The organism is Zymobacter sp. IVIA_12111.31 C1 (assembly GCF_047495495.1).
GTDB lineage: Bacteria > Pseudomonadota > Gammaproteobacteria > Pseudomonadales > Halomonadaceae > Zymobacter.
In genome coordinates this window covers 1438183-1463990 of sequence record NZ_CP179930.1, presented here as the reverse complement: position 1 = coordinate 1463990, position 25808 = coordinate 1438183, and the positions used below count along the sequence as shown (strand labels likewise).

General features: G+C 58.2%; 23 protein-coding genes. 14 read left to right on the top strand and 9 right to left on the bottom strand.

Translation table 11 applies throughout. The features are described 5' to 3' along the window. Positions 1-354 precede the first annotated feature (354 nt). Positions 355-1293 carry a DMT family transporter gene (locus tag ACMHYW_RS06555; RefSeq protein WP_414501418.1) on the bottom strand — a complete coding sequence of 313 codons (939 nt, stop codon included), beginning with the start codon at positions 1291-1293 and terminating at the stop codon, positions 355-357. A gap of 265 nt (positions 1294-1558) precedes the next feature. Then, complete coding sequence (locus tag ACMHYW_RS06550; RefSeq protein ID WP_027705742.1) at positions 1559-2038, bottom strand: Lrp/AsnC family transcriptional regulator; 480 nt, start codon at positions 2036-2038, stop codon at positions 1559-1561. Between the two features lie 207 nt (positions 2039-2245). Here ACMHYW_RS06550 and leuA point away from each other — a divergent pair, with 207 nt between their 5' ends. Further along, complete coding sequence (gene leuA / locus ACMHYW_RS06545) at positions 2246-3946, top strand: 2-isopropylmalate synthase (protein WP_414501417.1); 1701 nt, start codon at positions 2246-2248, stop codon at positions 3944-3946. 144 nt (positions 3947-4090) lie between these two features. Here leuA and nfo read toward each other — a convergent pair whose 3' ends face one another. Then, the gene (gene nfo, locus ACMHYW_RS06540; RefSeq protein WP_414501416.1) at positions 4091-4942 is read right to left on the bottom strand and encodes a deoxyribonuclease IV; all 852 of its coding nucleotides are present in this window, start codon (positions 4940-4942) and stop codon (positions 4091-4093) included. 395 nt (positions 4943-5337) lie between these two features. Between nfo and ACMHYW_RS06535 the strand changes: the two genes are divergently transcribed. The 9 genes from ACMHYW_RS06535 to ACMHYW_RS06495 all read left to right on the top strand — a co-directional run bounded on the left by ACMHYW_RS06535 (position 5338) and on the right by ACMHYW_RS06495 (position 16244). Then, complete coding sequence (locus ACMHYW_RS06535; protein ID WP_414501415.1) at positions 5338-6915, top strand: glucan biosynthesis protein G; 1578 nt, start codon at positions 5338-5340, stop codon at positions 6913-6915. Then, the gene (gene mdoH, locus ACMHYW_RS06530) at positions 6908-9406 is read left to right on the top strand and encodes a glucans biosynthesis glucosyltransferase MdoH (RefSeq protein ID WP_414501414.1); all 2499 of its coding nucleotides are present in this window, start codon (positions 6908-6910) and stop codon (positions 9404-9406) included. The genes ACMHYW_RS06535 and mdoH overlap by 8 nt, the downstream gene beginning before the upstream one ends. Positions 9407-9595: 189 nt before the next feature. Continuing rightward, the gene (locus ACMHYW_RS06525; RefSeq protein ID WP_414501413.1) at positions 9596-10408 is read left to right on the top strand and encodes an ABC transporter substrate-binding protein; all 813 of its coding nucleotides are present in this window, start codon (positions 9596-9598) and stop codon (positions 10406-10408) included. Between the two features lie 15 nt (positions 10409-10423). Beyond that, positions 10424-11932, top strand: coding sequence for an amino acid ABC transporter permease/ATP-binding protein (locus ACMHYW_RS06520; RefSeq protein WP_414501412.1), 1509 nt, complete (start codon positions 10424-10426; stop codon positions 11930-11932). A gap of 13 nt (positions 11933-11945) precedes the next feature. Then, positions 11946-12671 carry a GntR family transcriptional regulator gene (locus ACMHYW_RS06515; protein ID WP_414501411.1) on the top strand — a complete coding sequence of 242 codons (726 nt, stop codon included), beginning with the start codon at positions 11946-11948 and terminating at the stop codon, positions 12669-12671. A gap of 61 nt (positions 12672-12732) precedes the next feature. Continuing rightward, complete coding sequence (locus ACMHYW_RS06510) at positions 12733-13596, top strand: urea carboxylase-associated family protein (RefSeq protein WP_414501410.1); 864 nt, start codon at positions 12733-12735, stop codon at positions 13594-13596. Positions 13597-13816: 220 nt separating this feature from the next. Then, positions 13817-14572 carry a 5-oxoprolinase subunit PxpA gene (locus ACMHYW_RS06505; RefSeq protein WP_414501409.1) on the top strand — a complete coding sequence of 252 codons (756 nt, stop codon included), beginning with the start codon at positions 13817-13819 and terminating at the stop codon, positions 14570-14572. Continuing rightward, positions 14569-15273 (top strand): 5-oxoprolinase subunit B family protein, encoded by a 705-nt coding sequence (locus ACMHYW_RS06500; protein WP_414501408.1) that lies wholly within the window; start codon positions 14569-14571, stop codon positions 15271-15273. Before ACMHYW_RS06505 ends, ACMHYW_RS06500 begins: the two co-directional genes overlap by 4 nt. Next, positions 15270-16244, top strand: a complete 975-nt coding sequence (locus ACMHYW_RS06495; RefSeq protein ID WP_414501407.1) for a biotin-dependent carboxyltransferase family protein — start codon at positions 15270-15272, stop codon at positions 16242-16244. The genes ACMHYW_RS06500 and ACMHYW_RS06495 overlap by 4 nt, the downstream gene beginning before the upstream one ends. 123 nt (positions 16245-16367) lie before the next feature. On the opposite strand, the gene ACMHYW_RS06490 is transcribed toward ACMHYW_RS06495, so the two are convergent. The 6 genes from ACMHYW_RS06490 to bioB are packed head-to-tail and all read right to left on the bottom strand — an operon-like array spanning position 16368 to position 22361. After that, positions 16368-17747, bottom strand: coding sequence for an adenosylmethionine--8-amino-7-oxononanoate transaminase (locus ACMHYW_RS06490; RefSeq protein WP_414501406.1), 1380 nt, complete (start codon positions 17745-17747; stop codon positions 16368-16370). 42 nt (positions 17748-17789) lie between these two features. After that, positions 17790-18485 (bottom strand): dethiobiotin synthase, encoded by a 696-nt coding sequence (gene bioD / locus ACMHYW_RS06485; protein ID WP_414501405.1) that lies wholly within the window; start codon positions 18483-18485, stop codon positions 17790-17792. Positions 18486-18542: 57 nt separating this feature from the next. Continuing rightward, positions 18543-19358 (bottom strand): methyltransferase domain-containing protein, encoded by an 816-nt coding sequence (locus ACMHYW_RS06480; RefSeq protein WP_414501404.1) that lies wholly within the window; start codon positions 19356-19358, stop codon positions 18543-18545. After that, positions 19355-20104, bottom strand: a complete 750-nt coding sequence (locus ACMHYW_RS06475; RefSeq protein ID WP_414501403.1) for an alpha/beta fold hydrolase — start codon at positions 20102-20104, stop codon at positions 19355-19357. The genes ACMHYW_RS06480 and ACMHYW_RS06475 overlap by 4 nt, the downstream gene beginning before the upstream one ends. Further along, on the bottom strand, positions 20098-21300 hold the full coding sequence (locus ACMHYW_RS06470; protein WP_414501402.1) for an aminotransferase class I/II-fold pyridoxal phosphate-dependent enzyme: 1203 nt from the start codon (positions 21298-21300) through the stop codon (positions 20098-20100). The genes ACMHYW_RS06475 and ACMHYW_RS06470 overlap by 7 nt, the downstream gene beginning before the upstream one ends. Before the next feature lie 5 nt (positions 21301-21305). After that, entirely contained in the window at positions 21306-22361 is a 1056-nt protein-coding gene (bioB, locus tag ACMHYW_RS06465) for a biotin synthase BioB (RefSeq protein ID WP_414501401.1), read from the bottom strand. 235 nt (positions 22362-22596) lie between these two features. Between bioB and ACMHYW_RS06460 the strand changes: the two genes are divergently transcribed. The 4 genes from ACMHYW_RS06460 to ACMHYW_RS06445 all read left to right on the top strand — a co-directional run bounded on the left by ACMHYW_RS06460 (position 22597) and on the right by ACMHYW_RS06445 (position 25522). After that, on the top strand, positions 22597-23301 hold the full coding sequence (locus ACMHYW_RS06460; protein ID WP_051524024.1) for an MgtC/SapB family protein: 705 nt from the start codon (positions 22597-22599) through the stop codon (positions 23299-23301). 16 nt (positions 23302-23317) lie between these two features. Further along, on the top strand, positions 23318-24286 hold the full coding sequence (gene yegS, locus ACMHYW_RS06455) for a lipid kinase YegS (RefSeq protein ID WP_414501400.1): 969 nt from the start codon (positions 23318-23320) through the stop codon (positions 24284-24286). Positions 24287-24379: 93 nt separating this feature from the next. Next, on the top strand, positions 24380-24715 hold the full coding sequence (locus tag ACMHYW_RS06450) for a hypothetical protein (RefSeq protein ID WP_414501399.1): 336 nt from the start codon (positions 24380-24382) through the stop codon (positions 24713-24715). A 240-nt stretch (positions 24716-24955) separates the two neighbouring features. Next, complete coding sequence (locus ACMHYW_RS06445; RefSeq protein ID WP_414501398.1) at positions 24956-25522, top strand: GNAT family N-acetyltransferase; 567 nt, start codon at positions 24956-24958, stop codon at positions 25520-25522. The last annotated feature ends 286 nt before the right edge of the window (positions 25523-25808 follow it).

Here is a 25808-nt window from a genome sequence, read left to right as displayed (position 1 = left end):
TAGTTGAGGAAGCATCTGGTGGCCTTAAATGTCGGTGGTATAAACTATGGCCGTGAGTAAGCGTGCATGGCTTGCCGTAGAGTAATGGAAAAGCTGCAGTGGATGATAAACCAGTCATATGTAGAAAATCGTATCCTCCTCATGGATGAGGAGGATTTTGGTTTTTATCTATTTTTATTAAATTAAATATGAAGGAATTCATTATTGTTATGGGCGTTTTTTACCTATTGATTGAACGCCGTATGGCAAGGTAACCGTGGCTGGTTTATGTCTGCTGAAAATAGGCAGCCATACCCCTGCTGCCGAGCATACAGGCAGGTGCAAGCCCGTATGCTTGGGTAATTCAGTCGGGTGTTATCGTCGGGCGAGCCGAAAGGGATTGAGTGCGATCAAGGCACCCAGGATCAGCACCAGTACACCGATGCACTGTAGTAAGGCAAGGGTTTCACCCAACAGCGCAATTGAGAAGAAAGCACCACACGCCGGTACCAGCAACATCATCAGCGTCGCGCTAGACGCCTTAACGTGGCGCAGGCCATAGAAATAGAACATGGAAGCCAGCGCGGTTGGGCCAACGATCAGGAAAAACACGTTGAACCATACAGTAGGGGAAATGCTTCCCCAAGCAACCGTGCTCCACTGAGGGGCGGCGAGAAGTATCAAGCCCAGTGCACCTCCCGACGTGGCGCAGGCCGTTGCCTGTAGTGCTCCAAGCGAGCCTTTTGCCAGCAATGTCTTGGACAGGATGCTGTACGTTGCCCAGCAGCCTGCGGCGAGCAGAAACAGCATGTCGCCCCATAAGCGGCCATTCGAGACGCTGGCGTTGCCGGCACCGTACAAAAAGATAGCGGCACCGATCAGCCCGATTAGCAGTCCTGCTAGGCGTGATGGAGCTGCCGTTTCCCTACCAAAGCCGATCATCAGCCCACTGGTCAGCAAAGGGCTAAGCACTGGAATAATAATACTGCCGTCCAGAGACGGTGCCAGTGTCAGTGCCCAGAAGAAAAATACGTTGTAGCCGAACACACCGATCAGGCCGGCCAGTGCGGCAGACAGCATGGCGCGGTAGCTGATGACACGGGTGCGATCTCGGAACAAAACCGCCATTAGTGCCAGCACGATTCCCCCGCCTGCAAACCTTAGTGCGGCAGCAACGGTGGCGGGCATTTCGCCGACCACGATCTTGGAACTGGCAAAAGCGCTGCCGAACATAATCATAGTGCCGAGCAGACTGAGATAGGCCAATCGTGTCTCTGTGGGGCTGCTCACAGGCAGAGAGGAGCGGTCGGGCATGGTCAGCGTGTCCTTGTTATGGATTGTTGTTTAGGGCGTGTCGCGGTCGTTGCTGCTGAAAGACGGCGTTCGGTACGCAAGAAAGAAGCGCTCGCGGTCGTAAGATGGGGTGCCGCCGAAAGATGACTGTCGCACAGGGGGATAGGGTGTGTCTTGGACAATCGTGCCGAAAGGCATGAAAAGGGATGAAATGCAGGATAGAAACGAGAAAAGGGCCATTAGAAGGCCCTTTTTTGGCAGGTCATAGACGTATGGTCGACAGGTATTAAAGCGGAAGTGGCTGCTCCAGTACACGACGCAGCACGAAGCTCGAATGGGCGCTGGTCACGCCGGGAATGCTGTTGATATGGTTGAGCAGCAGGTCCTGATATTCGTCCATGTCGTGCACAATGACACGCAGCTGGTAGTCGGCTTCCTGTCCTGTAATCAGCAGGCACTCGATGATGTTGGGAATGTCTCGAATGGCTTTTTCAAAAGTCGAAAAACGCTCGGAGTTGTGCTGGTCCATTGAGATCAGCAGCAGGGCCATCAGGTTAAGACCAAGGCGCTTGGCATCCAGCATGGCGCGGTAGCCTGTGATCAGCTCGCTTTCCTCAAGGGCGCGCACACGGCGCAGGCACGGGGAGGGGGACAGGCCGATGCGGTCGGCCAGTTCCTGGTTGCTGATGCGGCCTTCGCGCTGCAGCAGCTCCAGAATGTGGCGATCATAGCGGTCTAGGCGGTATCCGTTTTCTGAAGAAGGCATGATGTGTGTCTCTTTGGGCTTTTAGTTGAAATATTATGCCAAATTATAGCCTGTTAAATGCAATTTTCGCAATGAATAGGGCTGGATCAAGCAATGGTGTTGGGACTACAATAGCATGAGTTCGATATGCCGTGTGTAGCCACACCGTAGGGATGCAGTGGCAGCGGCCACTTATTCAATTTATTTTCCTCAAGGGATCAAACACTCATGTCTGACGCTCATGTGGTGAAGAACACTATCTTTGGCGATGCGGCGCAAGGTTCTTTCGACCATCGCAAATACAGCGCTCCCGCACCAGTTCCAGCGTTCAATCGCACCTGGCCTGACAATCGCATTACGCGTGCACCCATCTGGGTCAGTGAAGATCTGCGAGATGGCAACCAGGCCCTGCTTGAGCCCATGAGTGTCGAACAGAAGCAACGACTGTGGCATTTGATCCTGAAAATCGGCATCAAGGAAGTGATGGTCGGTTTCCCATCCGCCAGCCAGCCCGACTATGACTTCGTGCGTTGGTTGATCGACGAAAACCAGATTCCGGAAGATGTGACGATTGCCGTGCTGGTACAGGCGCGTGAGCATCTCATCGCACGCACCTTCGAAGCATTGCAGGGTGTGCATCGCGCCATCATCCATATCTACAGCTCGACGTCGACCATCCAGCGTGAACGCGTATTCGAAAAGACCCGTGATGACATCAAGGCACTGGCCTGTCAGGGTGTGACCTGGGTATGTGATTACGCTGCACGCTACCCCGCAACCGACTGGCGCATCGAATACTCACCGGAAAGCTTCTCGGAAACCGAGCCAGAGTATGCGGTTGATGTGTGCGAAGCCGTGATGGCGATCGTTAAGCCGACGCGTGAAAAGCCGATCATCTTCAACCTGCCGAATACGGTCGAAGTGGCTTCTCCGAATCACTATGCCGATCAGATCGAGTATTTCTGCCAGAACATCAGCAATCGCGATGCCGTCGTGGTGTCTGTGCATACGCACAATGACCGGGGCGGTGCCGTAGCCGCTGCCGAGCTGGCGCTGCTGGCTGGAGCGGATCGCGTTGAAGGTACGCTGCTGGGTAACGGCGAACGTACCGGTAACATGGATATCGTGACGCTGGGGATGAACCTGTACAGCCAAGGGATTGACCCTCAGCTGGACCTTTCCAACCCGGAAGAGATCATCCGTACCGTGAGTGAGTGCACCAAACTGATCGTGCATCCTCGTCATCCGTGGGTCGGCGAGCTGGTGTATACCGCATTCTCGGGCAGCCATCAGGATGCCATTCGCAAATCGCTGCGCAATCAGCGTCCGGAAGAAACGTGGCAGGTCGCCTATTTGCCTATCGACCCGCGTGACATTGGCCGCAATTACGAAACGGTGATTCGCGTCAACAGTCAGTCCGGTAAGGCGGGGATGGCATTCCTGCTTGAACGCGACCACGGCATCAGTCTGCCGCGCTGGATGATGTTGGAGTTGGCACCGATCGTACAGAAGGCCAGTGAGAAGACCACCGGTGAACTGTCGAGCGATGATATCCGTGCGCTGTTGTTCAAGGAATTTTCGCCAGAGCAGCCTTATACGCTGGAGCACTATCGTTTCGATCGTGAAGGCAGCACGTTGTCCACACGCATTCGTGAAGGCGACAAGGTGCATGTGCTGGAAGGGCAAGGCAATGGCGTGATCTCGGCCTTCGTCGACGCATGGCATCACTATGACAGCCGTCCGCTGAGCGTCACCAACTACAGCGAGCATGCCATGGGCAGCGGCAGCGATGCCAAGGCGATCGCCTTTGTCCAGCTGAACGTCGATGGTGTATCCGTGACCGGTGTGGCAGAAGACTATGATACTGGTGCTGCTTCGCTGCGTGCCATTCTGGCCGCCTTCGACCGCGCTGCACGTCAGAAGAGCTGAGATGAAGAGAGTACGGTGACGGATATTCGTCAGCCGTAGTCACATAAAAAGTCGGTACCGAGCAATCAATCGGTGCCGACTTTTTTTACACTCAACCGTTGTTGCTGCTTTTTTCCTGTGTGCTGGAACGGTAAGCGTTGTCGGTCAGTCCGAGACCTGTCCGCGAAGCCAACGAATTTCTTCGGCCCAGCGATCCGGGTCGGTCGTTTCCAGAATCAGTGGAATGTCATCCAGCCGAGCGTCCTGCATCAGGGCGGTGAAGCAGGGCAGGCCGATCAGTCCTTCTCCCAGTGGTGCGTGCCGATCGACGCGGCTGCCACAGGCCGTCTTACTGTCATTCAGGTGCATCCCTTGCAGGTAGCGCAGGCCAACCGTCTCATCTAGGGCATGCAGCACTGCTGCCGTGTCCGCGGCGGTGCTCAGATCATAGCCCGCGGCAAAGGCATGACAGGTATCGACGCACACACCGATACGCGAAGTATCTTCAACCTGCGCGATGATGGCCGCTAACTGTTCGAAGCGGTGACCAATATTGCTGCCCTGACCTGCGGTGTTTTCCAAGACCACGCTTACGCCCTGCGTTTGTTCTAGGGCACGATTGATGCTGTCGGCGATGTGGCTGATGCAGGTCGCTTCACTGATTTGGCGCAGATGGCTGCCCGGGTGCAGGTTGAGTCGTGTCAGACCCAGCTGTTCGCAGCGCTGCAACTCATCCAGAAAAGCCGCGTACGATTTTTCACGGCCTTCCGTTTCGGGGTGGCCTAGATTGATAAGGTAGCTGGCGTGCGGAAGGATGTGCCGTGCAGCAAAGCCGTGCTGCGCACAGGCGGTCTTGAAGGCGGCGATGACGGCAGCATCCAGTGGCTTGGATTCCCAGCGGCGTTGGTTGCGCGTGAACAGCGCGAAGGCATTGGCCCCAATGGCAAGGGCATTATCGACGGCATGGTGTACGCCGCCTGCGGCGCTGACATGAGCGCCAACATGTTTTCTGCACATTAGAAGGTCTCACCGATCATTAATGATAATTTAGATGAAAAATGAATAAGGTATGAAGGATATGGCGTCGAGACGCTTGGTATTGCTCTAACATTGTGGGAGGAATGAAGAGAAGAATGCTATATCTGAAAGATTGAAGGTCATCTCTTTCAGAAAACATGGGCTTATTGTAAGCCAGTCGTTACAAAAAATCTCGAATAGCTTCCGGATTATCGGATTGCCTTTAGCGAGAGAAGTCATGCTAAATGGGCGATAAGTCGCGCCTTGTGCGCCCGAGTAAGCAAGATCGCGTCGGACTGACCTTTCGCTTACTTGTGTGATCGATAAAGAGAGCGTCTCATCGTGATGTGGCCTCGTACAGGCTGCATGGAATGAAACAGGTAAAGGAGTCTTGTGTGCCTGATCGTAATTTTTCGAAGCACCATGCCCGTCGATGGATGCGAATGCTGTCGGTGCTGTCGTGCGGCATTGCTGGTATGGCGGTTCTACAGGCCAGCGCCTTCGATTTCAATGATGTTTCAAGCCAAGCCCAGTCGCTGGCGCAGGAGCGCTACGATGCGCCAGCGCACAGCCTTTCGTCGTCGCTGAGCGCGTTGGACTATGCGCACTACAGGGACATCCACTTCAAGAATGAATATGCGCTATGGCACGGGCAGGGCCTGCCATTTGAGCTGGGGTTCTATCCTGAAGGGATGGTCTATGACACGCCGGTCGAAGTGAATGAAGTCGCAGGTGACCAGGTGCATGCGCTGACCTATGCGCCCGAGCAGTTCGACTGGAGCGCCAACGCATCGCTTAAGCCTGAGGAACTGGCGTCGCTGGGTTATGCCGGGTTCGAGGTGCGCTATGGGCTGGGTGATGGTCAGCGCCATCCGGTGATGGCATTTCTCGGCGCCAGCTATTTCCGCGCTATCGGTGAGAACCAGCACTTTGGTGTGACAGGGCGCAGCGTTGCCATCGATACGGGATTGTCGTCGGGCGAGCAGATGCCGCAGTTTAAGCGCTTCTGGGTCGTCAAACCGTCGCCGGGTGATCGCTACCTCATCATTTATGCGCTGTTGGACTCTCCGAGCGTGACCGGAGCCTATCGTTTCGTATTGCGCCCGGGTGAGGATTCCATCGTGGATGTCCAGTCCCGTCTATTCATGCGTGACAAGGTCAACAAGCTGGGCATCGCACCGCTGGCCAGCATGTTCTATTACGGCAGTGCGCAGCCGAGCAATCGTGACAATTTCCGTCCGGCCATGCATACCTCTGATGGACTGCTGGTGCGTGATGACAAGGATGACTGGACATGGCAGCCGCTGCTCAACCCGCGTCGTCTGAACATCAACGATTACGAAATGCAGCGTCTGGCCGGTTTCGGGCTGATGCAGCGCGATCATGATTTCAGTCACTATCAGGATGTGGATGAGCGCTACGACCAGCGTCCCAGCGTGTGGGTCGAACCCACCCAGAACTGGGGCGCAGGCAAAGTTCAGCTGATCCAGATCCCATCGCCGGATGAAACCAATGACAACGTCGTTGCGTTCTGGCAGCCGCAAACGCTGCCGAGCAAAGGGCAGTCGTACGATTTCAACTACCGTATGACGTTCACCAGTAACGAGCCGCGCCTGTACAGCAATCAGCTGGCTTGGGTTGACAGTACTCGTCGCAGCGAAGGTGAAGTGAAGCAGGGCGATACCAGTCGCAAAAGTGACGGTACCGTGGCCTACATCGTCGATTTCCGTGGCGACAACCTGAAATCGCTGAACGCTCAGAGTGTCGTGACCGCTGATGTCCTGCCTAGCGACAACGTTGAGGTCGTGAGCGCCGATGTTGCGCGTCAGCCTGTGATTGATGGCTATCGATTGACGCTGAAACTGCGCGTCAAGGATGCCAGTAAGTCGCAGGACGTGCGTGCTTTCATCAAGGATGGCACTGGCCATCGTCTTTCTGAAACCTGGCGACTGCTGAAGACTTCCGATGCCTGATAAACACTATACGCCGTCGAGTGCCTATCTCGACCAGCTGGCGTCGTTGACTGCCGAACCGTCTGCCCAGGCGGAATTCGAGATGCTGTCGAAGAATGACGCCCTTTCTCTTAGCCAAGCGCATGCCGAAATCGGTCATGCGTCCGAGAATTCCACTGATCCGGCGCAGCCGTCCGTTGCACGTCGCCTTGAGCTGGCTGATCAGCACGATGTGCCTGATGAGCTGCTGGAAGAAGATCATGCTCAGCGACTGCGGCTACGCAGCGTGCCACGCTGGACGCGCACTCCGATAGCGCCGCGCCCGTGGTGGAAAAAGCGTGGGCCGTTAGAGCGCTTATGGCGCACGTTGTGCCCTTGGGGGCGCAAGGAGCGCGCCGAGCAGGACGCGGCAGACAGCGAACAGCCACCGTTGCACCATCATCGCTGGCAGCGTGTGGGACTGATGCGCCGCGTCGTGCTGCTGTTCTTAGTGGTCGTGCAGAGCCTAATGGCGGTGGCCTATATGACCACCGTGCTACCTAACAAAGGTGGCACGCTGCTGGAAGTGGCGGTGCTAATCCTGTTTGGTCTGCTGTTCATCTGGGTATCGTCAGGGTTCTGGACGGCGCTGATGGGCTTCCTGCAGTTGGTGATTGGGCGTGATCGCTACAGTATCTCCGCCTCGACCGCCGAGGACACGCCGATTGCCGACGACGCACGTACCGCACTGGTAATGCCGATCTGCAACGAAGATGTCAATCGCGTCTTCGCCGGTCTCAAAGCCACCTACCTGTCGCTTAAGGAAAATGGTCGTTTAGACCTGTTCGACATTTATATCTGCAGTGACTCCTTCGATCCTGATACCTGCGTGCAGGAAAATCAGGCGTGGATGAACCTGTGCCGTGAAGTCGAAGGTTTTGGCCGTATCTTCTACCGCCGCCGCCGCCGTCGCGTGAAACGCAAGAGCGGTAACATCGACGACTGGTGTCGCCGTTTCGGTAACCAGTACCGCTATATGCTGATTCTGGATGCTGACAGTGTGATGACGGGCAGCTGTTTGACTCGTCTGGTGCAGCTGATGGAAGCCAACCCGGATGCGGGGCTGATTCAGAGCGCACCGGTATCCGCTGGGGGCACCAACCTGTACGCACGCCTGCAGCAGTTTGCGACGCGCGTCTATGGCCCACTGTTCACCGCGGGGCTGCATTTCTGGCAGCTAGGCGAATCCCACTACTGGGGGCACAACGCCATCATCCGCGTTGCGCCGTTTATGAAGCACTGTATTCTGGCTCCACTGCCGGGCAAGGGCTCGCTTTCTGGCCCGATACTGTCGCACGACTTCGTTGAAGCTGCGCTGATGCGCCGTGCCGGCTACGGGGTATGGATTGCTTATGACCTGCCCGGATCGTATGAAGAGATGCCGCCCAACTTGGTCGACGAGCTGCAGCGTGACCGCCGCTGGTGTCACGGTAACCTGATGAACTTCCGCCTGTTCTGGGTGAAGGGCATGCACCCGGTGCACCGTGCGGTGTTCTTGACGGGCGTGATGTCCTACCTGTCAGCACCGCTGTGGTTCCTGTTCCTAGTACTGTCGACCGCGCTGATGGCGACCAACCTGTTTACCGACCCGGTCTATTTCTCCAAGCCGGGGCAGTTGATAGCGGAATGGCGCCTCAACTGGTATCCGTGGCGCGCCGTGGCGCTGTTCAGTGCCACACTGACGCTGCTGTTCCTGCCGAAGATCATGAGCCTGATCTGGCTGTGTTCTCGCGGGGCCAAGGAATACGGTGGTTCGCTGCGTCTGATTTTGAGCGTAGTGCTGGAATCACTGGTGTCGATGCTGCTGGCCCCAGTGCGCATGCTGTTCCACACCCGTTTCGTAATCAGCATTCTGTTTGGGCTGAAGGCCAAGTGGACGTCGCCGGACCGCGAGAGCTCCGAGACCTCTTGGGGTGAAGCGATCCGTCGCCACGGTGTTCAGACGCTCTTGGGCTGTGCGTGGATCGCACTGGTACTGTGGATGGACCCGCGCTTCCTGCTGTGGTTCTCTCCGATCGTCGGCGCGTTGGTAGTGTCGATCCCGGTATCGGTACTGACCAGCAAGGTCAGCCTAGGGATGGCACTGCGTCGCTGGGGCTTTCTAAGAATTCCGGAAGAAACCCATCCGGGGCCGGAGCTGCTCAATACGTGGAAGTTCACGCGTGAAGCACGCGCACAGCGCAACGTGCCCAATTTCGTGCATGCCGTTGTCGACCCGTTGGTCAACTCGGTCAACTGCGCGCTGGGTACCGCTCGCCATACCACGTCCGAGGCGATCGAGATTCGTCGTCAGGGGCTGGTACGCAAGGCGCTGGTCAGCGGTCCGCACCGTTTGGGTGCGGCAGACCGCCTGGCACTGCTTGATGACCCCATCATGCTATCGCGACTGCACTATAGTGTGTGGGAAGACGGTGATCGCTATCCGGCTTGGCGTGCGGTCTACTTGAACATGCAAGCACGACAGCCTTCCTGATCCAACGCATTTCGCTAAATGGAAACGCCCTGAAGTCCTTCACTTCAGGGCGTTTTTTTATGCCTACCTCTCTCTTTTCGGCACGATCTTTTGTACGGCAATCCCGAGTGAATTAGTTTCCGTCCTATAAACATGGCATGCGCACTGCATAGACATTGTTGAACAATCTTTATGCTTGGAGGAGTGCTCATGAAACGCACCGCTATGCTTACCGGCCTGCTCATGCTGGCAACGACTCAGTCTCAGGCGGCGCTTGTCTCCGACGGCGAGCTGACCATTGGTTCCGACCTGACCTATCCGCCTTACAACTACCTCAAGGATAACGAACCGGCAGGGTTTGATGTTGAGGTGATGGCGCTGATCGCGCAGCAGATGTCGCTAACGCCGCGCATCAAGGACACGCGCTTTGCCAGCCTGATCATGGGGTTGAAAAGCCACAAGTTCGATGTCGTGGCATCGACGCTGTATGTCACGCCAGAGCGTGCGCAGCAGGTGGCATTCATTCCTTATATGAAAACGGGCGGGGCACTGATGGTGAAGGCCGGCAGTACCGATGCCCCTCAGCGTCCTGAAGACCTGTGCGGCAAGCGGGTCGGGTCGATCAAAGGCGGTGCTTGGATTCCGAAGCTGCGTGCACTGTCGGAGAGTTATTGTGCACCACACCAGTTGGGCGCCATTGATGTGAAGGAATTTCCTTCGTCCCCGGAAGTGACCCAGGCGCTCTTTGCCGGAGCCATTGACGTCGAGTATGAAAATGCGGCCGTAGCTAAGGCCACCGTTGATAAGACCGGCCAGCGGATGAAGATCACGTCGACGTCGCTGCTGTATCCGGTCGTGGTCGGTCTGGCTGTCAACAAGAACGATACTGCGCTGCATGAGCAGCTCGAAACCGCGCTGAGCAAGGTCTCGACGACGCCTGAATACGCCGCTCTGCTTGATAAGTACAACGTGCAGGTACCGGCGAAGACCGATTTCCAGCGGGCGCTGGACGGTACGCTTTAACGGGAGGGCGATGCTATGCAGTTTGATTGGCCCTATCTGTTCAGCCTGCTGACCTTTGCCGATTTCTGGAAAGCCAGTCTGGTCGTGGTGCAGCTGAGCCTACTGACGTGGTGCAGTGGCGTGGTACTGGGAATGGGTATCGCGTTTGCCCGCCGGTCGCGTTCGCGGGTGCTGAGAAAGGCGGCGGCGCTGTACATCTGGTTGTTCCGCAGTCTGCCGCTGCTGGTGCTGCTGATTTTCATCTTCAACCTACCGCAGATGTTTCCTGCGTTGCAGGGCGTACTGGGCAACCCGTTCGTGGCCAGCGCCATTGCGCTGATCCTAAGTGAAACGGCCTATATCGCTGAGATTCACCGCGGTGGACTGATTGCCGTGCAGAAAGGGCAGTTCGAGGCGGGCAAGGCACTGGGGCTGAGCCGTGGGCGCATCAATGCTTACATCATCGTGCCGCAGGCGCTGCGCATTTCATTGCCGACGCTGGTCAACGAGTTCATCACGATCGTCAAGATGACATCGCTGGTATCGGTGATCTCGCTGGCGGAAATCCTGATGGTGGGCGAGCGGCTTTATACCGACAACTTTAAGGTCATGGAGACGTTGCTGGCCGTGGCGTTCTACTACGTGCTGATTGTGACGGTGTTCGAGCGACTCTTTGCGTGGTTGGAAGTGCGGCTGGATATTCAGCGCCGCACCCCAGACGCCATTGACGCTGAAGCGCTGCGCACCATGCTGCCATCAGCATCTGCACCATCGCGACGCAGTGTTCAGCCCTCGGCTAAGCCCATCCTGGAAGTGAACGGCATGACCAAGGCGTTCGACGGCAAGCGCGTGCTCGATGACATCCATCTGGCCGTTCATCCCGGTGAGGTCATTTCGATCATTGGGCCGTCCGGTTCCGGTAAGACCACGCTCATCCGCATGATCAATGGGCTGGAACAGATGGACAAAGGGGAAGTGTTTCTGTCAGGGCGCTCCTTTATCCAAGCGGGACAACCCGACTATGCGCTGCCGTGGCGCACTCAGATCACCAAAATCGGCATGGTGTTTCAGGGCTTCAACCTGTTTCCCCATAAAAGCGTCATCGACAACTTGATGCTGGCGCCGCGGCTGCACTTCAACGAAGACCCGCGCACTCTGCGTCAGCACTGTCTCGCGATGCTGGACAAAGTGGGCATGCTCGAACACGCCTACAAATATCCGCACCAACTGTCCGGTGGTCAACAGCAGCGCGTCGCCATTGCGCGCACGTTGGTCATGAAGCCCAGCATCATTCTGTTCGACGAACCGACGTCGGCGCTGGACCCTGAGCGCGTGGCCGAAGTATTGGACGTCATCGCGCGTCTGGCGCAGGAGGGCATCACGATGCTGATCGTGACGCATGAAATGAAGTTCGCGTTTTCTGTCTCAGATCGGGTGGTGTTTATGGAAAACGGCCATGTCGTCGTCGATGCACCGCCCGCGGAAATTCGTCAGATGACCGGGTCGCGCATTCACGCATTCGTCAGCGATATTGCCATGAGCTAAGGAGCCGCTAGGCATGCCCACTTCACTCCCCCCCGCGGCAGCGTTGCAAACGGCGGTGCTCGACAAGGACGAACTGGCATCACTGCCGGCCTTCCAGCGTACGGCCATTGAGCTGCGGGATCGCATTATCAGCGGCCGCTTGCAGGCTGGCCAGCCACTTGCCGAGCAGGAGCTGGCGTCGGAATGGGGCGTATCACGCAATACCGTGCGAGAGGCGCTGCGCTTTCTGCACGGTGAAGGACTGGTGGAATACCGCCATAACCACGGTGTTAGCGTGCGCTGCTTGAGTCGTCAGGACGTGCGCGATATCTACCGCACACGGCGCTATATCGAACTGATGGCCGTACAGATGCCGGAGACGATTACCCACTACCACCTCGACAGGCTGCGCCAGCCGCTTGATCTATCGGTACAGGCTGCCGTCGGTGATGACTGGCAGGCGGTCGGCACCTATAGCCTGCGCTTTCACCAGTGCTTGGTACATATGCTGGGCAGCGCACGGTTGGATGCCTTCTTTACGGTATTGGTGGCGCAGCAGCGTCTGCTGTTCGCATCTGGCCAGTATGAATCCGCTTTCCAGCAGCCTTGGCTTGAGCGGGACCGGCGGCTCTGGCAGCTGCTGAGTGAACAGCGCATTGCCGAGGCGGCCCAGATGCTGATGACGTACCTCGAAGAATCTGAGCGTCAAATCATGGATACCTTCGCTGCTCCGCAGGAGCGGCTTTTCCAAGCCCTGTGAGATTTTCAAACACTGTCAGCACAGAACACGCACTGTCTGTACAGAAGAGGAGTATGACTCTATGTCTTCTTACGCGTTTTATCCGGCCGCCTATCAGAGCACCAAAGGTTCCGCCCTTGATGTCGATCGCGATTTCTATCAGGCGTTGGCAGACGGCTCAAGGACGCTGGTGAGCGAGCACCGCGTGCCGATTCGCACGGGATTTGCATGGGAAGTGCCGGCGGGCCATCTGTTCCGCATCACGACGCCGGAAGGCCCACAGGTTGGCGATCTGAACATCTGGAACCGTCATGATCCGCGCGAACGGATGTGGGTGTCGCGTACGCGTCAGCTGCAGCGAGCGCACCTTTCGACCTTCGATCGCCTGTGGTCGACGTTGCCATTCATGCGTCCGCTGGCAACTATTACTGCGGATACGCTGGCGGACTATGGCGTGGACGAACACGGTGGGCGTGTGCACGATCTAATGGGAACCCGCTGCGATCCGTACGTCAATAAGCTGCTGACAGGCGAGGATTTCGATTTCCACTGCCACTCCAACCTGACGCGTGCCGTGCAGCCTTACGGGCTGACCGAATTCGATGTCCATGACGTGATGAACGTTTTCCAGTGCACGGGGCTTAATGCCGAAGACCGCTATTTCATGAAGGCCTGTCCTGCCCGTAAGGGTGACTATCTTGAGTTCTTTGCTGAAATCGACCTGTTGTGTGCCATTTCGACGTGCCCGGGAGGCGATCTCTCACTCGCCATGTGGGGCGATGACGCCGAAGACACGCTGAAGGTGTGCCGACCGCTCGGCATTGAGATCTACAAGCCTGACGATGCGCTGCTGGTGCAATGGCAGCCGCCGGTGTCGCCGGACTACAAGGGCAATCATGGCATGCGATTGGCCGAGGTTGACTGGGCTGCCGAAGGCTCGAAATAACGGGCGGCAGCAGGACACTGTCAAAAGGGCGCGCTGGCTAGTATAAACGTAAGCAGAATGCGCTGTTTATGGGCGAGGAGAATACTCCTCGCCTTGTCGGTTCATGAATGAGGTGCTGAGACCCGCCGAGCGTATGCGGCACGACCTGCGGCGCTATCATGCTCAAGCAACCCATCACCTATCCCTGCGGACGGGTGGATAACAACAATAGGAGGGGGTAATGGCAACATCGCTATTGCTAAATTGCGATATGGGCGAACAGTTCGGCGCTTGGCCCTGTGGTCAGGATGAGGCGCTGATTGCACTGGTTGATCAGGCGAATCTGGCCTGTGGTTTTCATGCGGGCGATTTCTCGACCATGGCGGCCAGTGTGGCACGCGCCAAGGCGCACGGTGTGATGATCGGAGCTCACCCAGGTTATCCCGATCTGCAAGGCTTTGGGCGCCGTGCGATGGCGTTCACGCCGGGTGAAGTGACGGAACTGATGCTGTACCAGATCGGTGCTCTAGATGCCTTTTGCCGTGCGCAAGGTACCGAGGTGACCTACGTCAAACCGCACGGTGCGCTGTACAACGCGATTGCAGATGATGATGCATTGCTGAATGCCGCGCTGACGGCCTGTGCCCGCTATCGGTCAGGCCTAGCGCTGATGACACTGGCCCGCGCCGATCATGAAGCCGATGCTGTACGGCAGCGCGCCGAGAATGCGGGTGTTCCGGTGCTGTTCGAAGCGTTTGCCGATCGTCGCTATTTGCCCAATGGACGGCTGACGTCGCGCCAGCGCCCTGATGCGGTACTGCACGATGTGAGTGCCATGATTGCTCAGGCCACTGCCATTGCGGCAGGTGAGCCGTTCGCGACGGCTGATGGCGGCATGTTGCGCTTGCGTGCGGATAGCCTGTGCGTGCATGGCGATACCCCGGAGGCGTTGGCGGCTTTAACCGCGCTGCGCTGCGCCTTACAGGAGTCGGTATGAGCTTTGTGATCGAATCGGCAGGTGTCGATGCGCTGCATGTCGAGTTCACGGCAGCCCCCTCGGCGGCGCTGACTGCCCAGCTGTGCCAGATGGCGGCTCAGCTCGAACAGCAGTTCAAGGCGATTCTGCTAGATATCACCATTGGCTGGGATAGCCTGCTGATCCAATATGACATGCAGCGTGTTGGCTACAGCGAACTGTACGATCGCCTGATGCAGTGGTGCACGCAGTGGCTAGAGCCGTCGACCGGCGTCGAGCCTGCCGCCGTGAACGCTAGTGGCGAGCTGGCGTTGCCCGTGCTTTACGATGGTGAAGATCTAGAGGAGGTCGCACGGCACTGTGGACTGGCGTCGGCTGCTGATGTGATCGCACTGCATTCCAGTAGCGCCTTCTATGTCGGAGCAATCGGTTTTGCGCCGGGATTTGCCTATCTCGGTGGTCTTGATGAGCGCCTGACGTTGCCGCGCCGTTCATCGCCGCGCGCGCGCGTGCCCGCTGGCAGCGTTGCCATCGCGGCTGGGCAGAGTGCGCTGTATCCGCAGGCCTCGCCCGGTGGCTGGCACCTGTTGGGTCGCTGCCCACTGGCGCTGTTCAATCCCGCTGCTCAGCCCATGTCGCCATTTCATGTCGGACGGCAGGTGCGCTGTTATCCGATTGACGAAGCTGAATTTCAAGCGCTGCAAGGGAGGCTCGCCGTATGACGTCATCACCCATCTTTGAGGTTGTTGCGCCCGGCATGCTGACTACGTTGCAGGATCAGGGGCGCTGGGGGCATCAGCATCTCGGCATTTCTCCCTGCGGGCCGATGGATACGCACGCCGCGGCGTGGAGCAACCGCTTGCTGGAAAACCCCGGTGATGCGCCGGTGCTCGAAATCGCACAGGGTGGGCTGCGCCTGAAGGCCCGCACGGCACTGTGGGTGGCTGTGACGGGAGCCGAGGTTGCGCTATCGGTACTGGCAGAAGACGGTCAGTGTGTGCGCCAGCCCGCAGTATGGTCGCGGTTTCCACTGCTGCCGGGTGAGCAGCTGGTCATGGGACCGGCTCGGCATGGGGTGTGGAGCTATCTGGCGGTTGCGGGAGGCTTTGCCGGGCAGAACGTGATCGATAGCGTGGCCACACAGACCCGTGAAGGGCTGGGCGGGCTGGACGGTAAAGGGCATCCCATTGCGCGGGGTGATCAGCTCTATCGCCGGGCGCTTGGCCCCTCATTTATGCGCGGAGCCCAGACGCCTGCCGCCTATCGCACCGAGTGGGACGTATCCGTGCTTCGCGTGCGCTTCACGCCTGCTCACGATTACCGTCGCTTCAATGCTGACGATGTACAGCGCTTTATTGATGCGGAATGGCAGCTGTCGACGCTGTGCAGTCGCATGGGCTATCGGCTAGAAGGTGAACAACCGTTGCAAGCACCGCCGACGCGTCGATGGTCGCTGGGCGTGCTGCCCGGCGCGATCCAGATCGTGCCGGAAGGTTATCCTATCGTGCTGATGGCGGACGGCCAGACTATGGGGGGCTATCCGTTGCTGGGCTGGGTGCATCCACTCGACCGTGCGCGACTGGCTCAGCGTCGACCGCATCAGAAGGTGCGCTTCGAACTCTGTACCGTGCAGGATATCCAGCAAGATGCTGCGTGCGCGGCAAGGTTCTTTAGTGGTGCGGTGTTGCGCTAGTCGCTTCGTCTTCTTCGCGCCTATCGCATCGCCCATGTGACGCATGGCACACGGATGCGAAAACAGAAGGGCCGCCACAACTACTGTGGCGGCCCTTCTGTCGTAATGAATTGCTCTCGGTTCTTAGAGGGCTGTGGCGGCTTCCAGCGCCAGCGCCGTGACGTCGGCAAGGCGATCGATTTCGTCATCGCTGATGACATAAGGAGGCATCCAATACAGCACATTGCCCAGCGGGCGCAGCAGCACACCGTGTGCTAGCGCTACTTCATAGGCTCGCATGCCCCGGCGTTCCTCGAACGGGAACGGTGTCAGCGAGGCCTTGTCCTTGACCATTTCGATAGCCACGATCATGCCCGTCTGGCGTACGTCTCCCACATGAGGGTGAGCACGGAAGGTCTCGGCCGCGGCGGCCATGCGCTGTGCTCGGTGACGGTTACCTGCAATGACATCGTCTTCTTCCAGAATGTCGAGCGTGGCCAGTGCAGTGGCGCAGGCCAGCGCATTGCCCGTGTAACTGTGCGAATGCAAGAACGCCTTCATCGTGGTGTAGTCATCATAGAAGGCGTCGTATATCTGATCGGTGGTGAGCACCACAGACAAGGGCAGGTAGCCGCCCGTCAATGCCTTGGACAGGCACAGATAGTCAGGGCGGATACCTGCCTGTTCACAGGCAAATAGTGTGCCCGTGCGTCCGAACCCCACCGCGATCTCGTCAACGATTAGCTGTACTCCGTGGTGATCGCACAGCGCGCGCAGTCGGGTCAGGTAGCTGGGCGGATACATACGCATCCCGCCTGCACACTGCACTAGCGGTTCCAGAATGACCGCGGCCAGCTCGTGCGCGTGCTGCGCCACGGCTTGTTCCATATGCACGAACATGCGCGCCGCGTGCTCGTCCCACTGTTCACGTGGCAGACCGAAACAGTCCGGCGAAGGCACTTTCAGCACGTCAAACAGTAGCGACTCATACGGCGCGGCGTACAGCCCCAGATCGCTGACCGACAACGCACCGACCGTTTCACCGTGATAGCCGTTGGTGATGGTCAGGAAGCGGCGCTTTTCGGGACGCCCAATATTGCGCCAGTAGTGCAGGCTCATCTTCAGCGCGATTTCGATGGCGGCAGAACCGTTGTCACCGTAGAAGCAATGGCCCAGTCCTTCCGGCGTGATGCGCCCCAGACGTTCAGAAAGCTGGATGACTGGCTCATGCGTGAAGCCGGACAGAATCACATGCTCGAGCTTGTCCATCTGCGCGCGCAGCTTGGCGTTGATACGCGGATTGGCGTGACCAAGGATGTTGACCCACCACGAGCTGATGGCATCTAGGTAGCGCTGGCCCGCCATGTCTTCCAGCCATACGCCTTCACCGCGCCGCACAGGAATGAGCGGATAGTGCTCGTGATCCTTCATCTGGGTACACGGGTGCCAGAGTGCGTTCAGGTCGCGCTGCATCCACGTGCGATTGAGGGGGGTATGCGGGTCGTTCAGTCGTGGCTCAGACATGAGGTTTCCTATGGCGTATGGCGATGGACAGAAGGCGGTCGTTTAGTCATCCAGCAGCGGTGTCAGGTCGAGGTGCTGCGCGATGGCCTCGGGCTGCGGGTTCTCCATAAATGGCACGATGCCCAGGCAAGGCGCTTCCAGTCGGTGATGCAAAATGTCGAGGTACTGATCAAGACAGTGCTCGGAGGGCGGTGGTGTCACGCTGTTGGCAACCCAGCCGGCAATCGGCAGGCCCGAGCTCTTGAGTGCTTCGTAGGTTAGAAAGGCGTGGTTCAATGCGCCCAGCTTGATGCCGACGACCAGTATCAGCGGCAGATCCAGAGCGATAGCAACATCGGATAAGTCTTCATGATCATTGATGGGGACGTACCAGCCGCCTGCTCCTTCTACCAACGTGAACTGACGGCGCAGCGTCAGGATCTCCCGAATGGGGGGCAGCATGCGCTCGACGCTGAGTGTGGCACCGGCTTCCGCCGCGGCAATGTGCGGCGATGTGGGGGCATCGAACAGTACGGGATTGATCTCTTCGAGTGTCAGCGAAGGATGGCATTGCTGATGCAGGGCAACGGCATCTTCATTGCGCGGTCCTTCAGCAGTCATTTCGGTGCCACAGGCTACGGGCTTGCTGGCGGCCGTCGTTAGTCCCTGTTGGTGGGCTTTGTAGAGCAGGGCACAGCTGACGGCCGTCTTACCGACTTCCGTATCGGTGCCGGTAACGAAAAAGGCGAAAGAAGACATCGTGACGCTCCTTATCGAAGAATGAAAAAGAAAGCCGGTTTACCGCTAGGACAGCATTCAGCGCGGTTTGTGCAGAATCACAAAATGCGTGTCATAGCGGGCAGGGATTCCCTGTGGCGCGCGGACGTCATCACTGGCTGCCGTTAGCTGACGCAGCCATGCGCGCCCCTTCAGCCCGCGCTGTGAAGGTGTCGGTCCCTGAGCGCCCAATCGCGACAGTCCACGCATCAACTGGATAACATCAGCATAGTGGCAACAGAAGGACTGACGACGGTGATGTGACAGCTGTAGTGCACTGTGGTGCAACGTCTCGCAGAGTCGCTCCACACTCATGAATGAAGAGGGATGGGGTTGGCCGCTCACCTGCTGCTGGAGCTGGCGCAGTTCACGCAGGGTGTCATCGCCCAGTGTCGAGAACGACAGCCAACCGCCGGGGCGCAGACAACGATAGGCTTCTTCCAAAAATAGCCCCAGATCGTCAAGCCACTGAAGCGCAAGGCTTGAATAAAACCGGTCGACGCTATCGGTGCTAAAAGGCAGGCGAGCAGCGTCGGCCTGCAGCCACTGTATAGCGTTGCTGCGCGAAGACCGTGCCTGCAGCAGCATGGGGTGTGCGATATCGATACCCCATAGCGGGCCGGCGTGTGGTGCACGCTGTCGGGCCAGACGCTGGGTCAGATAGCCCGTGCCGCAGCCCACGTCGATCCAGCGTTCATTCGATGATGGGCTTGGCAGCAGTCGCTGCGTCTGGGCAAGCAGGCTTTCAGCAATGCCGCGTTGTAGCACGGCCGCACCGTCATAGGTGGCGGCGGCCTGTGCAAAGCGTCTACCGATATCGCTGTGCCGCGAAGAGGAGGAAGCCATAGCCGTCATGTGTCGGCACCGTCCTTGAGCAGGTCTGCTATTTGACGGGCAATGTGCTCGGTGTGCGTCACCGGTAGCAAGTGACCTGCATCGTTCAGCACATCGCTTTGCATGCCTCGCGCTGCTAGCTCGGCTGGTGCCGTGCACGGCACCAGCGCATCGTGAGCGGCAAAAAAGTGATGACATGAATACTGTTTATTTGTCCAGTATGACGATAAATCGGTACTCTGAAGCCATCCAAGCTGGCGCTGACCGTCATCAATCGGCAGGGTGAAATCGAGCCAATCATCCATCATTGTCCGCAGCGCACGAGGGTTGGAACAGCCCTGCAGTGCCATGCGAGCAAAGTGGCGCAGGGTGTCCTGCGGGCGGCGCTGCCAGGCCTGTGCGAAGCCCTTAAAATCGTGTGGCGGCATGGCGCAAGGCCAGTGATCATCGGCTACGAAACGCAGGTTGGTGCCCAGCGTTATCAGTGTGGCCGTGCGTGCATCCGGCAACGCTGCCAGCCGCGATGCCAGCAGTCCACCGAGTGACCAGCCCAGGTAACAGACCCTTGCGTCGGGGGACGATAGAGCCTCACGGGGTAGCCACTGGTCACGCCATTCCTGTATATCACCATCATGCTGTATGGATGAACAGTATTGGATGGGAATAGCGTACTGAGCGTCTGGAAAATGCTTCTGCAGAGCGTCACGCAGGGGCATCATGACCTCGGCGGTAAAGCCCCAGCCTTTGAGCAGTACGAAGGTCAGCATGAGGCTCCTCCGCGTAGAGCAGTGTGCGCCGCATAGGTCGTGGCCAGTATGTCGACTAGCTGAGTCAGCAGCGCCGGTGTATGGATCGCTGACAGCGTGACGCGCAGACGGGCGGTGCCCTCGGGCACGGTCGGGGGACGGATGGCACCGATCTGGAAGCCGTGAGCCGCTGCCGCATCGCGCATAGCCATTACGGTGGGAATGTCACCCACGATGAGGGGCTGAATCGGGCTGGTTGAGGCCGTCAGTGGCAGTCCGGCCTGTGCCGCCAGCGCACGGAAGAGGGCTATGTTGTGTTCAAGCTGAGCGCGGCGTTCCGGTTCTTGGCGCGCAATGGCCACGCTGGTGCAGGCGGCATGGGCGAGGGCCGGAGATAGGCTGGTGGTATAGACGTACGGACGCGCAAACTGCACCAGTGTGTCGATCAATAGCCGGCTGCCTGCAATAAAGGCTCCCTGTAGCCCCAGTGCTTTGCTGAGCGTCCCGACCAGTACCGGCACTTCATGGGGTGCATCCACACCCTCCGCTTCGGCCAGTCCAGCACCTGTAGCCCCTAGTACGCCCACGCCATGCGCATCATCGATAATCAGCAGAGCATTATGCTGCTGACTGAGCCGTACCATATCACGCAGTGGCGCGGTATCACCGTCCATGCTGAACAGCCCATCACTGACCACGGCAACGCGTCCGTTATGGCCGGTCGAGATGTGCTGTTCACGTTCGTGCTGCAGGCGTCGTTCGAGCGCCGCCATGTCTAAATGCGGGTAGCGTTTGAGGCGTGCCCCGCTCAATCGCGCGCCATCCAGCAGCGACGCATGGTTGAGCCGATCACCCAGTACGACATCACCCTGTGACAGTAGTGCATCGTGGATGGCGAGGTTGGCTTGAAAGCCGCTCGGGAAAACCAGTGCATCTTCTCGTCCCAGCCAGTCGGCCAACAGGCCTTCCAGCTGTGCATGGGCATCGGTCTGTCCCGTGACCAGCGCTGAGGCACCACTACCGGCGCCGTAGCGCCGAGCACCATCGGCCAGCGCTGCTACGATACGGGGATCGCGGGCCAGCCCCAGATAATCGTTGCCGGCCATATCGTACGCAGGCGAAGCCAGCGTCAGTGTTCTACGCTGACGGAGGCATTGGGCCTGACGGCGCTCATCAAGCGCCGCTTTCAGATCGGAGGCAAAAGGAATTCCCATCATGACGGTCAGTTCGCTGCGGCGTCGGTCGCGATGTCGGCGAAGCGCTGCGACGCGATTGACTGCTCGATAGCCAGATCCAGCGTATCGTCATCAAATGCTTCGTGGTGAGGCACACCGCGCATGCCAAGGCGCTCCAGCAGCTTCATGTCATGTTCGGTTGCGGCGTTGCCGGCGGTCAGCAGCTTCTCGCCGTAGAAGATCGAGTTGGCCCCAGCGAAGAACGCCATTGCTTGCAGTTCATCGGTCATCTGAGCGCGGCCAGCGGCCAGACGCACGCGGGAGTGCGGCATTAGGATACGGGCAGTGGCGATCACGCGAATGAACTCAATGGGGTCGATATCCTCGACATCCTCAAGCGGGGTGCCCTTGACTTTGACCAGCATATTGATCGGCACGCTTTCCGGGTGTTCATCAAGATTGGCCAACTGTTGCAGGAAGCCCGCGCGGTCGAAGGCCGATTCACCCATGCCGACGATCCCGCCACAGCAGACCTTCATGCCCGCCTTGCGCACGTTCGCCAGCGTGTCGAGACGATCTTCGAAGCGGCGTGTGGTGATGATGGAGCTGTAATATTCCGGCGACGTATCGATATTGTGATTGTAGTAATCAAGACCGGCATCGGCGAGTGCATGAGCCTGATCTTCATTGAGCTGGCCCAGTGTCATGCAGGTTTCCATTCCCAGCGCGCGTACGCCCTTGATCATCTCAATCACATAGGGCCAGTCGCGTGTGGTCGGATGTTTCCAGGCCGCGCCCATGCAGAAGCGCGTCGCACCTGCCGCTTTGGCCTTGCGTGCTTCTTCAATCACCTTCTCGACCTTCATCAGGCGTTCCTTATCGACGCCCGTGGTGTAGTGGCCCGACTGGGGACAGTACTTGCAGTCTTCAGGACATGCCCCCGTCTTGATTGAGATCAGCATCGAGATCTGGATGTCGTTCGGGTCGAAATTCTGTTGATGCACAGTGTGGGCAAGGTACAGCAGTTCGTGGAACGGGCGCTTCAACAGATCGTCGATCTCTTGGCGCGTCCAGTCGTGGCGGGGGGCGGTGATATCGGTCATGTCGGCTCCTGAAGACGGAAATGGGGCAAAGTCTGTCGCGCACCCTTCGAGATGTCAACCAGTAGTCGTTATAGTGGTTGACAGTGGAGATGCCAGCACGTTCGATGCACTCTTTTTCATCTAGTGCGCATTTTCAGGTTCTGGCGAGCGACAAAAAACGTTACGATTCATTCCATAGGCCGTTAGAACACGCTATATCCTCTGTGGAAGCCATCATCATGAAAGGGGCGGCAGCATGATCGAGACAGTGCTGGGAGCGGAATGGGGCGGTATCCTTGTCCACCTGCTTGTGGCGTGGGGCATCGGTAGCCTGATCGGACTGGAGCGCAGCTTCCACGGTCGCGCCGCTGGGTTTCGGACACACGCTCTGGTGTGCGTGTCGTCGGCACTGTTGACGCTGATCACGACATATCAGCACTTATGGCTGCCTGCGGGGATCGGGCACGTACAGACGGACCCGACGCGCATGGCGCAGGGCATCATGACCGGTATCGGGTTTCTCGGGGCCGGCGTGATCCTCAAGGAAGGTTTGACGGTACGCGGTCTGACGACGGCCGCGTCCATCTGGATTACCGCATCGATTGGGGTGCTGGTGGGAATGGGGTTCTGGTGGCCTGCGCTGCTGACGACCTTTATCACCTTGATGACGTTGGCAACTTTTCGCTGGGTGGAAAGTCATATGCACCGGCAGCGCTTCGTGAGTGCCTCGCTCAAGTTCCCCAGCCATCAGGTGCCCGACGAAAGCGAATTACGAGCGCATATCGAACAGCTGGGCTGCCGCGTGGTTAGCATGAGCTATCACATGAGCTATGCCACTCAGACCTTCGAGTATCAGATGGTCGTGCTGACATGGTCCCGTGATGCCTTGGCTGTCCTGTGTCGACAGTTCCGCGATATGGAGCATCTGGTCGGATTCCGATTGAGTCCTGTTGGAGGTTGAAGGAGCGTTACCCCACATGCTGCTGATCATCAATGGCAAGTCCAATGAACATCCCACATTGCGCAGAACCGTCATGCAGCTGCGCAAGGAAGGCATACCGCTGGACGTCCGGGTGACGTGGGAAGCAGGCGATGTCGCGCGCTTCATTCATGAAGCGGCCGCGCAAGAGTGTCGCCGTGTGATCGTCGGTGGTGGAGACGGCACGCTGCACGAAGCGGTAAACGGGTTGATGGCACTGACACCGGATCAGCGCCCAACACTGGGCATCGTTCCGCTGGGCACGGCCAACGATTTTGCGACGGCGGCAGGCATTCCTGCCGATCCGGGTGAAGCATTGACCTTTGCCGTACGCGGTACGTCGTTTCCCATCGACGTTGGCTTGATCAACGATGTCTATTTTCTAAACATGGCGTCGGGTGGATTTGGTGCCAAGGTAACGGCCTCCACGCCAGCCGCGTTGAAGAAGACGCTGGGCGGTGGGGCCTACTCACTGGTCGGCGCGTTTCGGTTCTTGAACTTTTCCCCCTATAAGGGACGTCTGAAGCTACCGGGACTTGAAGAAGACGTATCGACGGTCATCTTTGCGATCGGCAATGGGCGACAGGCAGGGGGCGCACAGGAGTTGGCACCGCGCGCCTACATCGACGATGGTCTTCTAGACGTACTGGTGTTGAAGTCGTTCCGTGTTTGGGAATTACCGCGCCTGATTCGTGACCTCGAACGCTTGGCTCCCAACGGCAACCTGGTGCGCTATTTTCAGGTGCCCAGTCTTGAATTTGAGTGCGATGAGGCGATGCCGATCAATCTCGATGGCGAAATGCAGGAATACGAACATATCAGCATGCAGGTTCAGCCGCTGGCGCTGGACGTGACGCTGCCGAAGAATTGCAAGCTTCTGCTGCGAAACTTGGGGGATAGTCCCCGTGACGCTGATGCAGAAGAGTTTATCAGTGCGGATGCCGACGTCTTCCATAAGGAGGATTGACGCACCGCATTAAGATATGCGCTACTGCGCACGACGTATCGCTGGAAGATACAGCGCAGCGATGCATATCGTTTTAGCTAAGGAGAGGCAACGATGAAAAAATCAATGATGTGGGCGAGTGTTGTTGGGGTTGTAGGTGCGATGGCACTGGCAGGCTGCCAGAAACATGATGACGCTGCACCGGTAACACCGGAAGCCAGCACGACCACCACCACTACGCAGCAGACGGCACCGGAAGCGCCTGCGTCCAGCACAACGACCACGACTACCGATACGACTACAGCGCCGGCCGCTACCGATGCTGCTGGCAGCAATACGGCTCTGCCGGCGGATCAGACCGACGACATGTCGAACATGAACAGCAGCGACGCGGCCAAACCGTCCACGCTGCCTGATTCACAGTCCGGCACTGCGGAAGACAACCGCTAAGCCTTTCTCGACGCACCCTCTGTGCGTCGATGTCATCGCCCATGCCAACCGCGTGGGCGATGTCGTTTATGGCTTCCGCTGATAGCCTTGACCCCATCAGCATAAGAGATATCCCTCATTGGGCAGCGCTGCCGCCTGCCGTTAACATGGAATGACCCGTTCGAATGCTGTGCCTGAACGGCGCGCCTTTGCTGCGCACGCTAAGACGGCCAGATTTATTTCACACATGGACATGCTGCCATGGCAATGACGCAACGACCTGATTCCTCAACGCTGTGGCGTACGACGCCACTGCCTGCCGGATGGACCTGGGCCCGTGAGGGCAGCGGGCGAGATGCGCGCGCTGCCGGACGCCTCGTCAGTCGCAATATGAGGTCCTACTGGAAGGCACGCGACATGCGCTTCAGCCTTTCCGTATTTCTCAAGCACTGGCCAACCCAGCACGGCCTGCTGTGGCGTCCCCGCCACGGTGTGCATGGGCTGCTGTCATGGACGCTCAGCGGCGAGCATGCCCACCTGTGCGAATTTCAGCTCGACGAAGGCTATCGCGGCCACGGCATTGGCACGGCTCTGCTTTCCAGCTGGCTGCTTGAGTGCTATCGGCAGGGCGTGCGCACTGTAGAGCTGCGCGTCTTCCGCGATAATCCCGCCTACCACCTCTATACCCGCTTTGGATTCTGGGCACTCGCCGTCGACCCTGACATTCCTGGCTTTATGACCATGCGTTGTCGCTTGGATGAGCGTCAGAAGGCCCATATCGAACGTCTGGCGCGTGCCGCGCATGTACCGGTGTCGCTCAGCGCCTAGCCGCGCGCCCGGCTCACCGTGATAGATATCTTGGCGTACGGCGTATCTTCGTGGGCATCGCCCCAATACCTGCATACCATGACTGCCAATGCGTCTCCGCAAGCGTCATGTCATCAAAAAGATGATGAAGCGGCGGGCGCCCGGTAGACGTATCGTGGTCTGTCATGGTGAGTGGCAGTGGGCTTTGTATACCGTCTAGAGTGAACGCACCGTTCTGGACGATGTACAGCGAGCTTCCCGAAATTAAAAAAGCCACCCGAGAACCTGCGGGTGGCTTTTTCGTCTT

Excerpts from the sequence above, each read along its gene's own strand:
- ACMHYW_RS06520 (WP_414501412.1), top strand. The coding sequence starts at position 10,424 with ATGCAGTTTGATTGGCCCTATCTGTTCAGCCTGCTGACCTTTGCCGAT.
- ACMHYW_RS06550 (WP_027705742.1), bottom strand. The coding sequence starts at position 2,038 with ATGCCTTCTTCAGAAAACGGATACCGCCTAGACCGCTATGATCGCCAC.
- ACMHYW_RS06490 (WP_414501406.1), bottom strand. The coding sequence starts at position 17,747 with ATGTCTGAGCCACGACTGAACGACCCGCATACCCCCCTCAATCGCACG.
- ACMHYW_RS06470 (WP_414501402.1), bottom strand. The coding sequence starts at position 21,300 with ATGATGGGAATTCCTTTTGCCTCCGATCTGAAAGCGGCGCTTGATGAG.
- ACMHYW_RS06505 (WP_414501409.1), top strand. The coding sequence starts at position 13,817 with ATGGCAACATCGCTATTGCTAAATTGCGATATGGGCGAACAGTTCGGC.
- ACMHYW_RS06475 (WP_414501403.1), bottom strand. The coding sequence starts at position 20,104 with ATGCTGACCTTCGTACTGCTCAAAGGCTGGGGCTTTACCGCCGAGGTC.
- bioB (WP_414501401.1), bottom strand. The coding sequence starts at position 22,361 with ATGACCGATATCACCGCCCCCCGCCACGACTGGACGCGCCAAGAGATC.
- ACMHYW_RS06495 (WP_414501407.1), top strand. The coding sequence starts at position 15,270 with ATGACGTCATCACCCATCTTTGAGGTTGTTGCGCCCGGCATGCTGACT.
- ACMHYW_RS06525 (WP_414501413.1), top strand. The coding sequence starts at position 9,596 with ATGAAACGCACCGCTATGCTTACCGGCCTGCTCATGCTGGCAACGACT.
- ACMHYW_RS06515 (WP_414501411.1), top strand. The coding sequence starts at position 11,946 with ATGCCCACTTCACTCCCCCCCGCGGCAGCGTTGCAAACGGCGGTGCTC.
- ACMHYW_RS06460 (WP_051524024.1), top strand. The coding sequence starts at position 22,597 with ATGATCGAGACAGTGCTGGGAGCGGAATGGGGCGGTATCCTTGTCCAC.
- leuA (WP_414501417.1), top strand. The coding sequence starts at position 2,246 with ATGTCTGACGCTCATGTGGTGAAGAACACTATCTTTGGCGATGCGGCG.
- ACMHYW_RS06480 (WP_414501404.1), bottom strand. The coding sequence starts at position 19,358 with ATGACGGCTATGGCTTCCTCCTCTTCGCGGCACAGCGATATCGGTAGA.
- ACMHYW_RS06500 (WP_414501408.1), top strand. The coding sequence starts at position 14,569 with ATGAGCTTTGTGATCGAATCGGCAGGTGTCGATGCGCTGCATGTCGAG.
- mdoH (WP_414501414.1), top strand. The coding sequence starts at position 6,908 with ATGCCTGATAAACACTATACGCCGTCGAGTGCCTATCTCGACCAGCTG.
- nfo (WP_414501416.1), bottom strand. The coding sequence starts at position 4,942 with ATGTGCAGAAAACATGTTGGCGCTCATGTCAGCGCCGCAGGCGGCGTA.
- ACMHYW_RS06445 (WP_414501398.1), top strand. The coding sequence starts at position 24,956 with ATGGCAATGACGCAACGACCTGATTCCTCAACGCTGTGGCGTACGACG.
- ACMHYW_RS06450 (WP_414501399.1), top strand. The coding sequence starts at position 24,380 with ATGAAAAAATCAATGATGTGGGCGAGTGTTGTTGGGGTTGTAGGTGCG.
- bioD (WP_414501405.1), bottom strand. The coding sequence starts at position 18,485 with ATGTCTTCTTTCGCCTTTTTCGTTACCGGCACCGATACGGAAGTCGGT.
- ACMHYW_RS06510 (WP_414501410.1), top strand. The coding sequence starts at position 12,733 with ATGTCTTCTTACGCGTTTTATCCGGCCGCCTATCAGAGCACCAAAGGT.
- yegS (WP_414501400.1), top strand. The coding sequence starts at position 23,318 with ATGCTGCTGATCATCAATGGCAAGTCCAATGAACATCCCACATTGCGC.
- ACMHYW_RS06555 (WP_414501418.1), bottom strand. The coding sequence starts at position 1,293 with ATGCCCGACCGCTCCTCTCTGCCTGTGAGCAGCCCCACAGAGACACGA.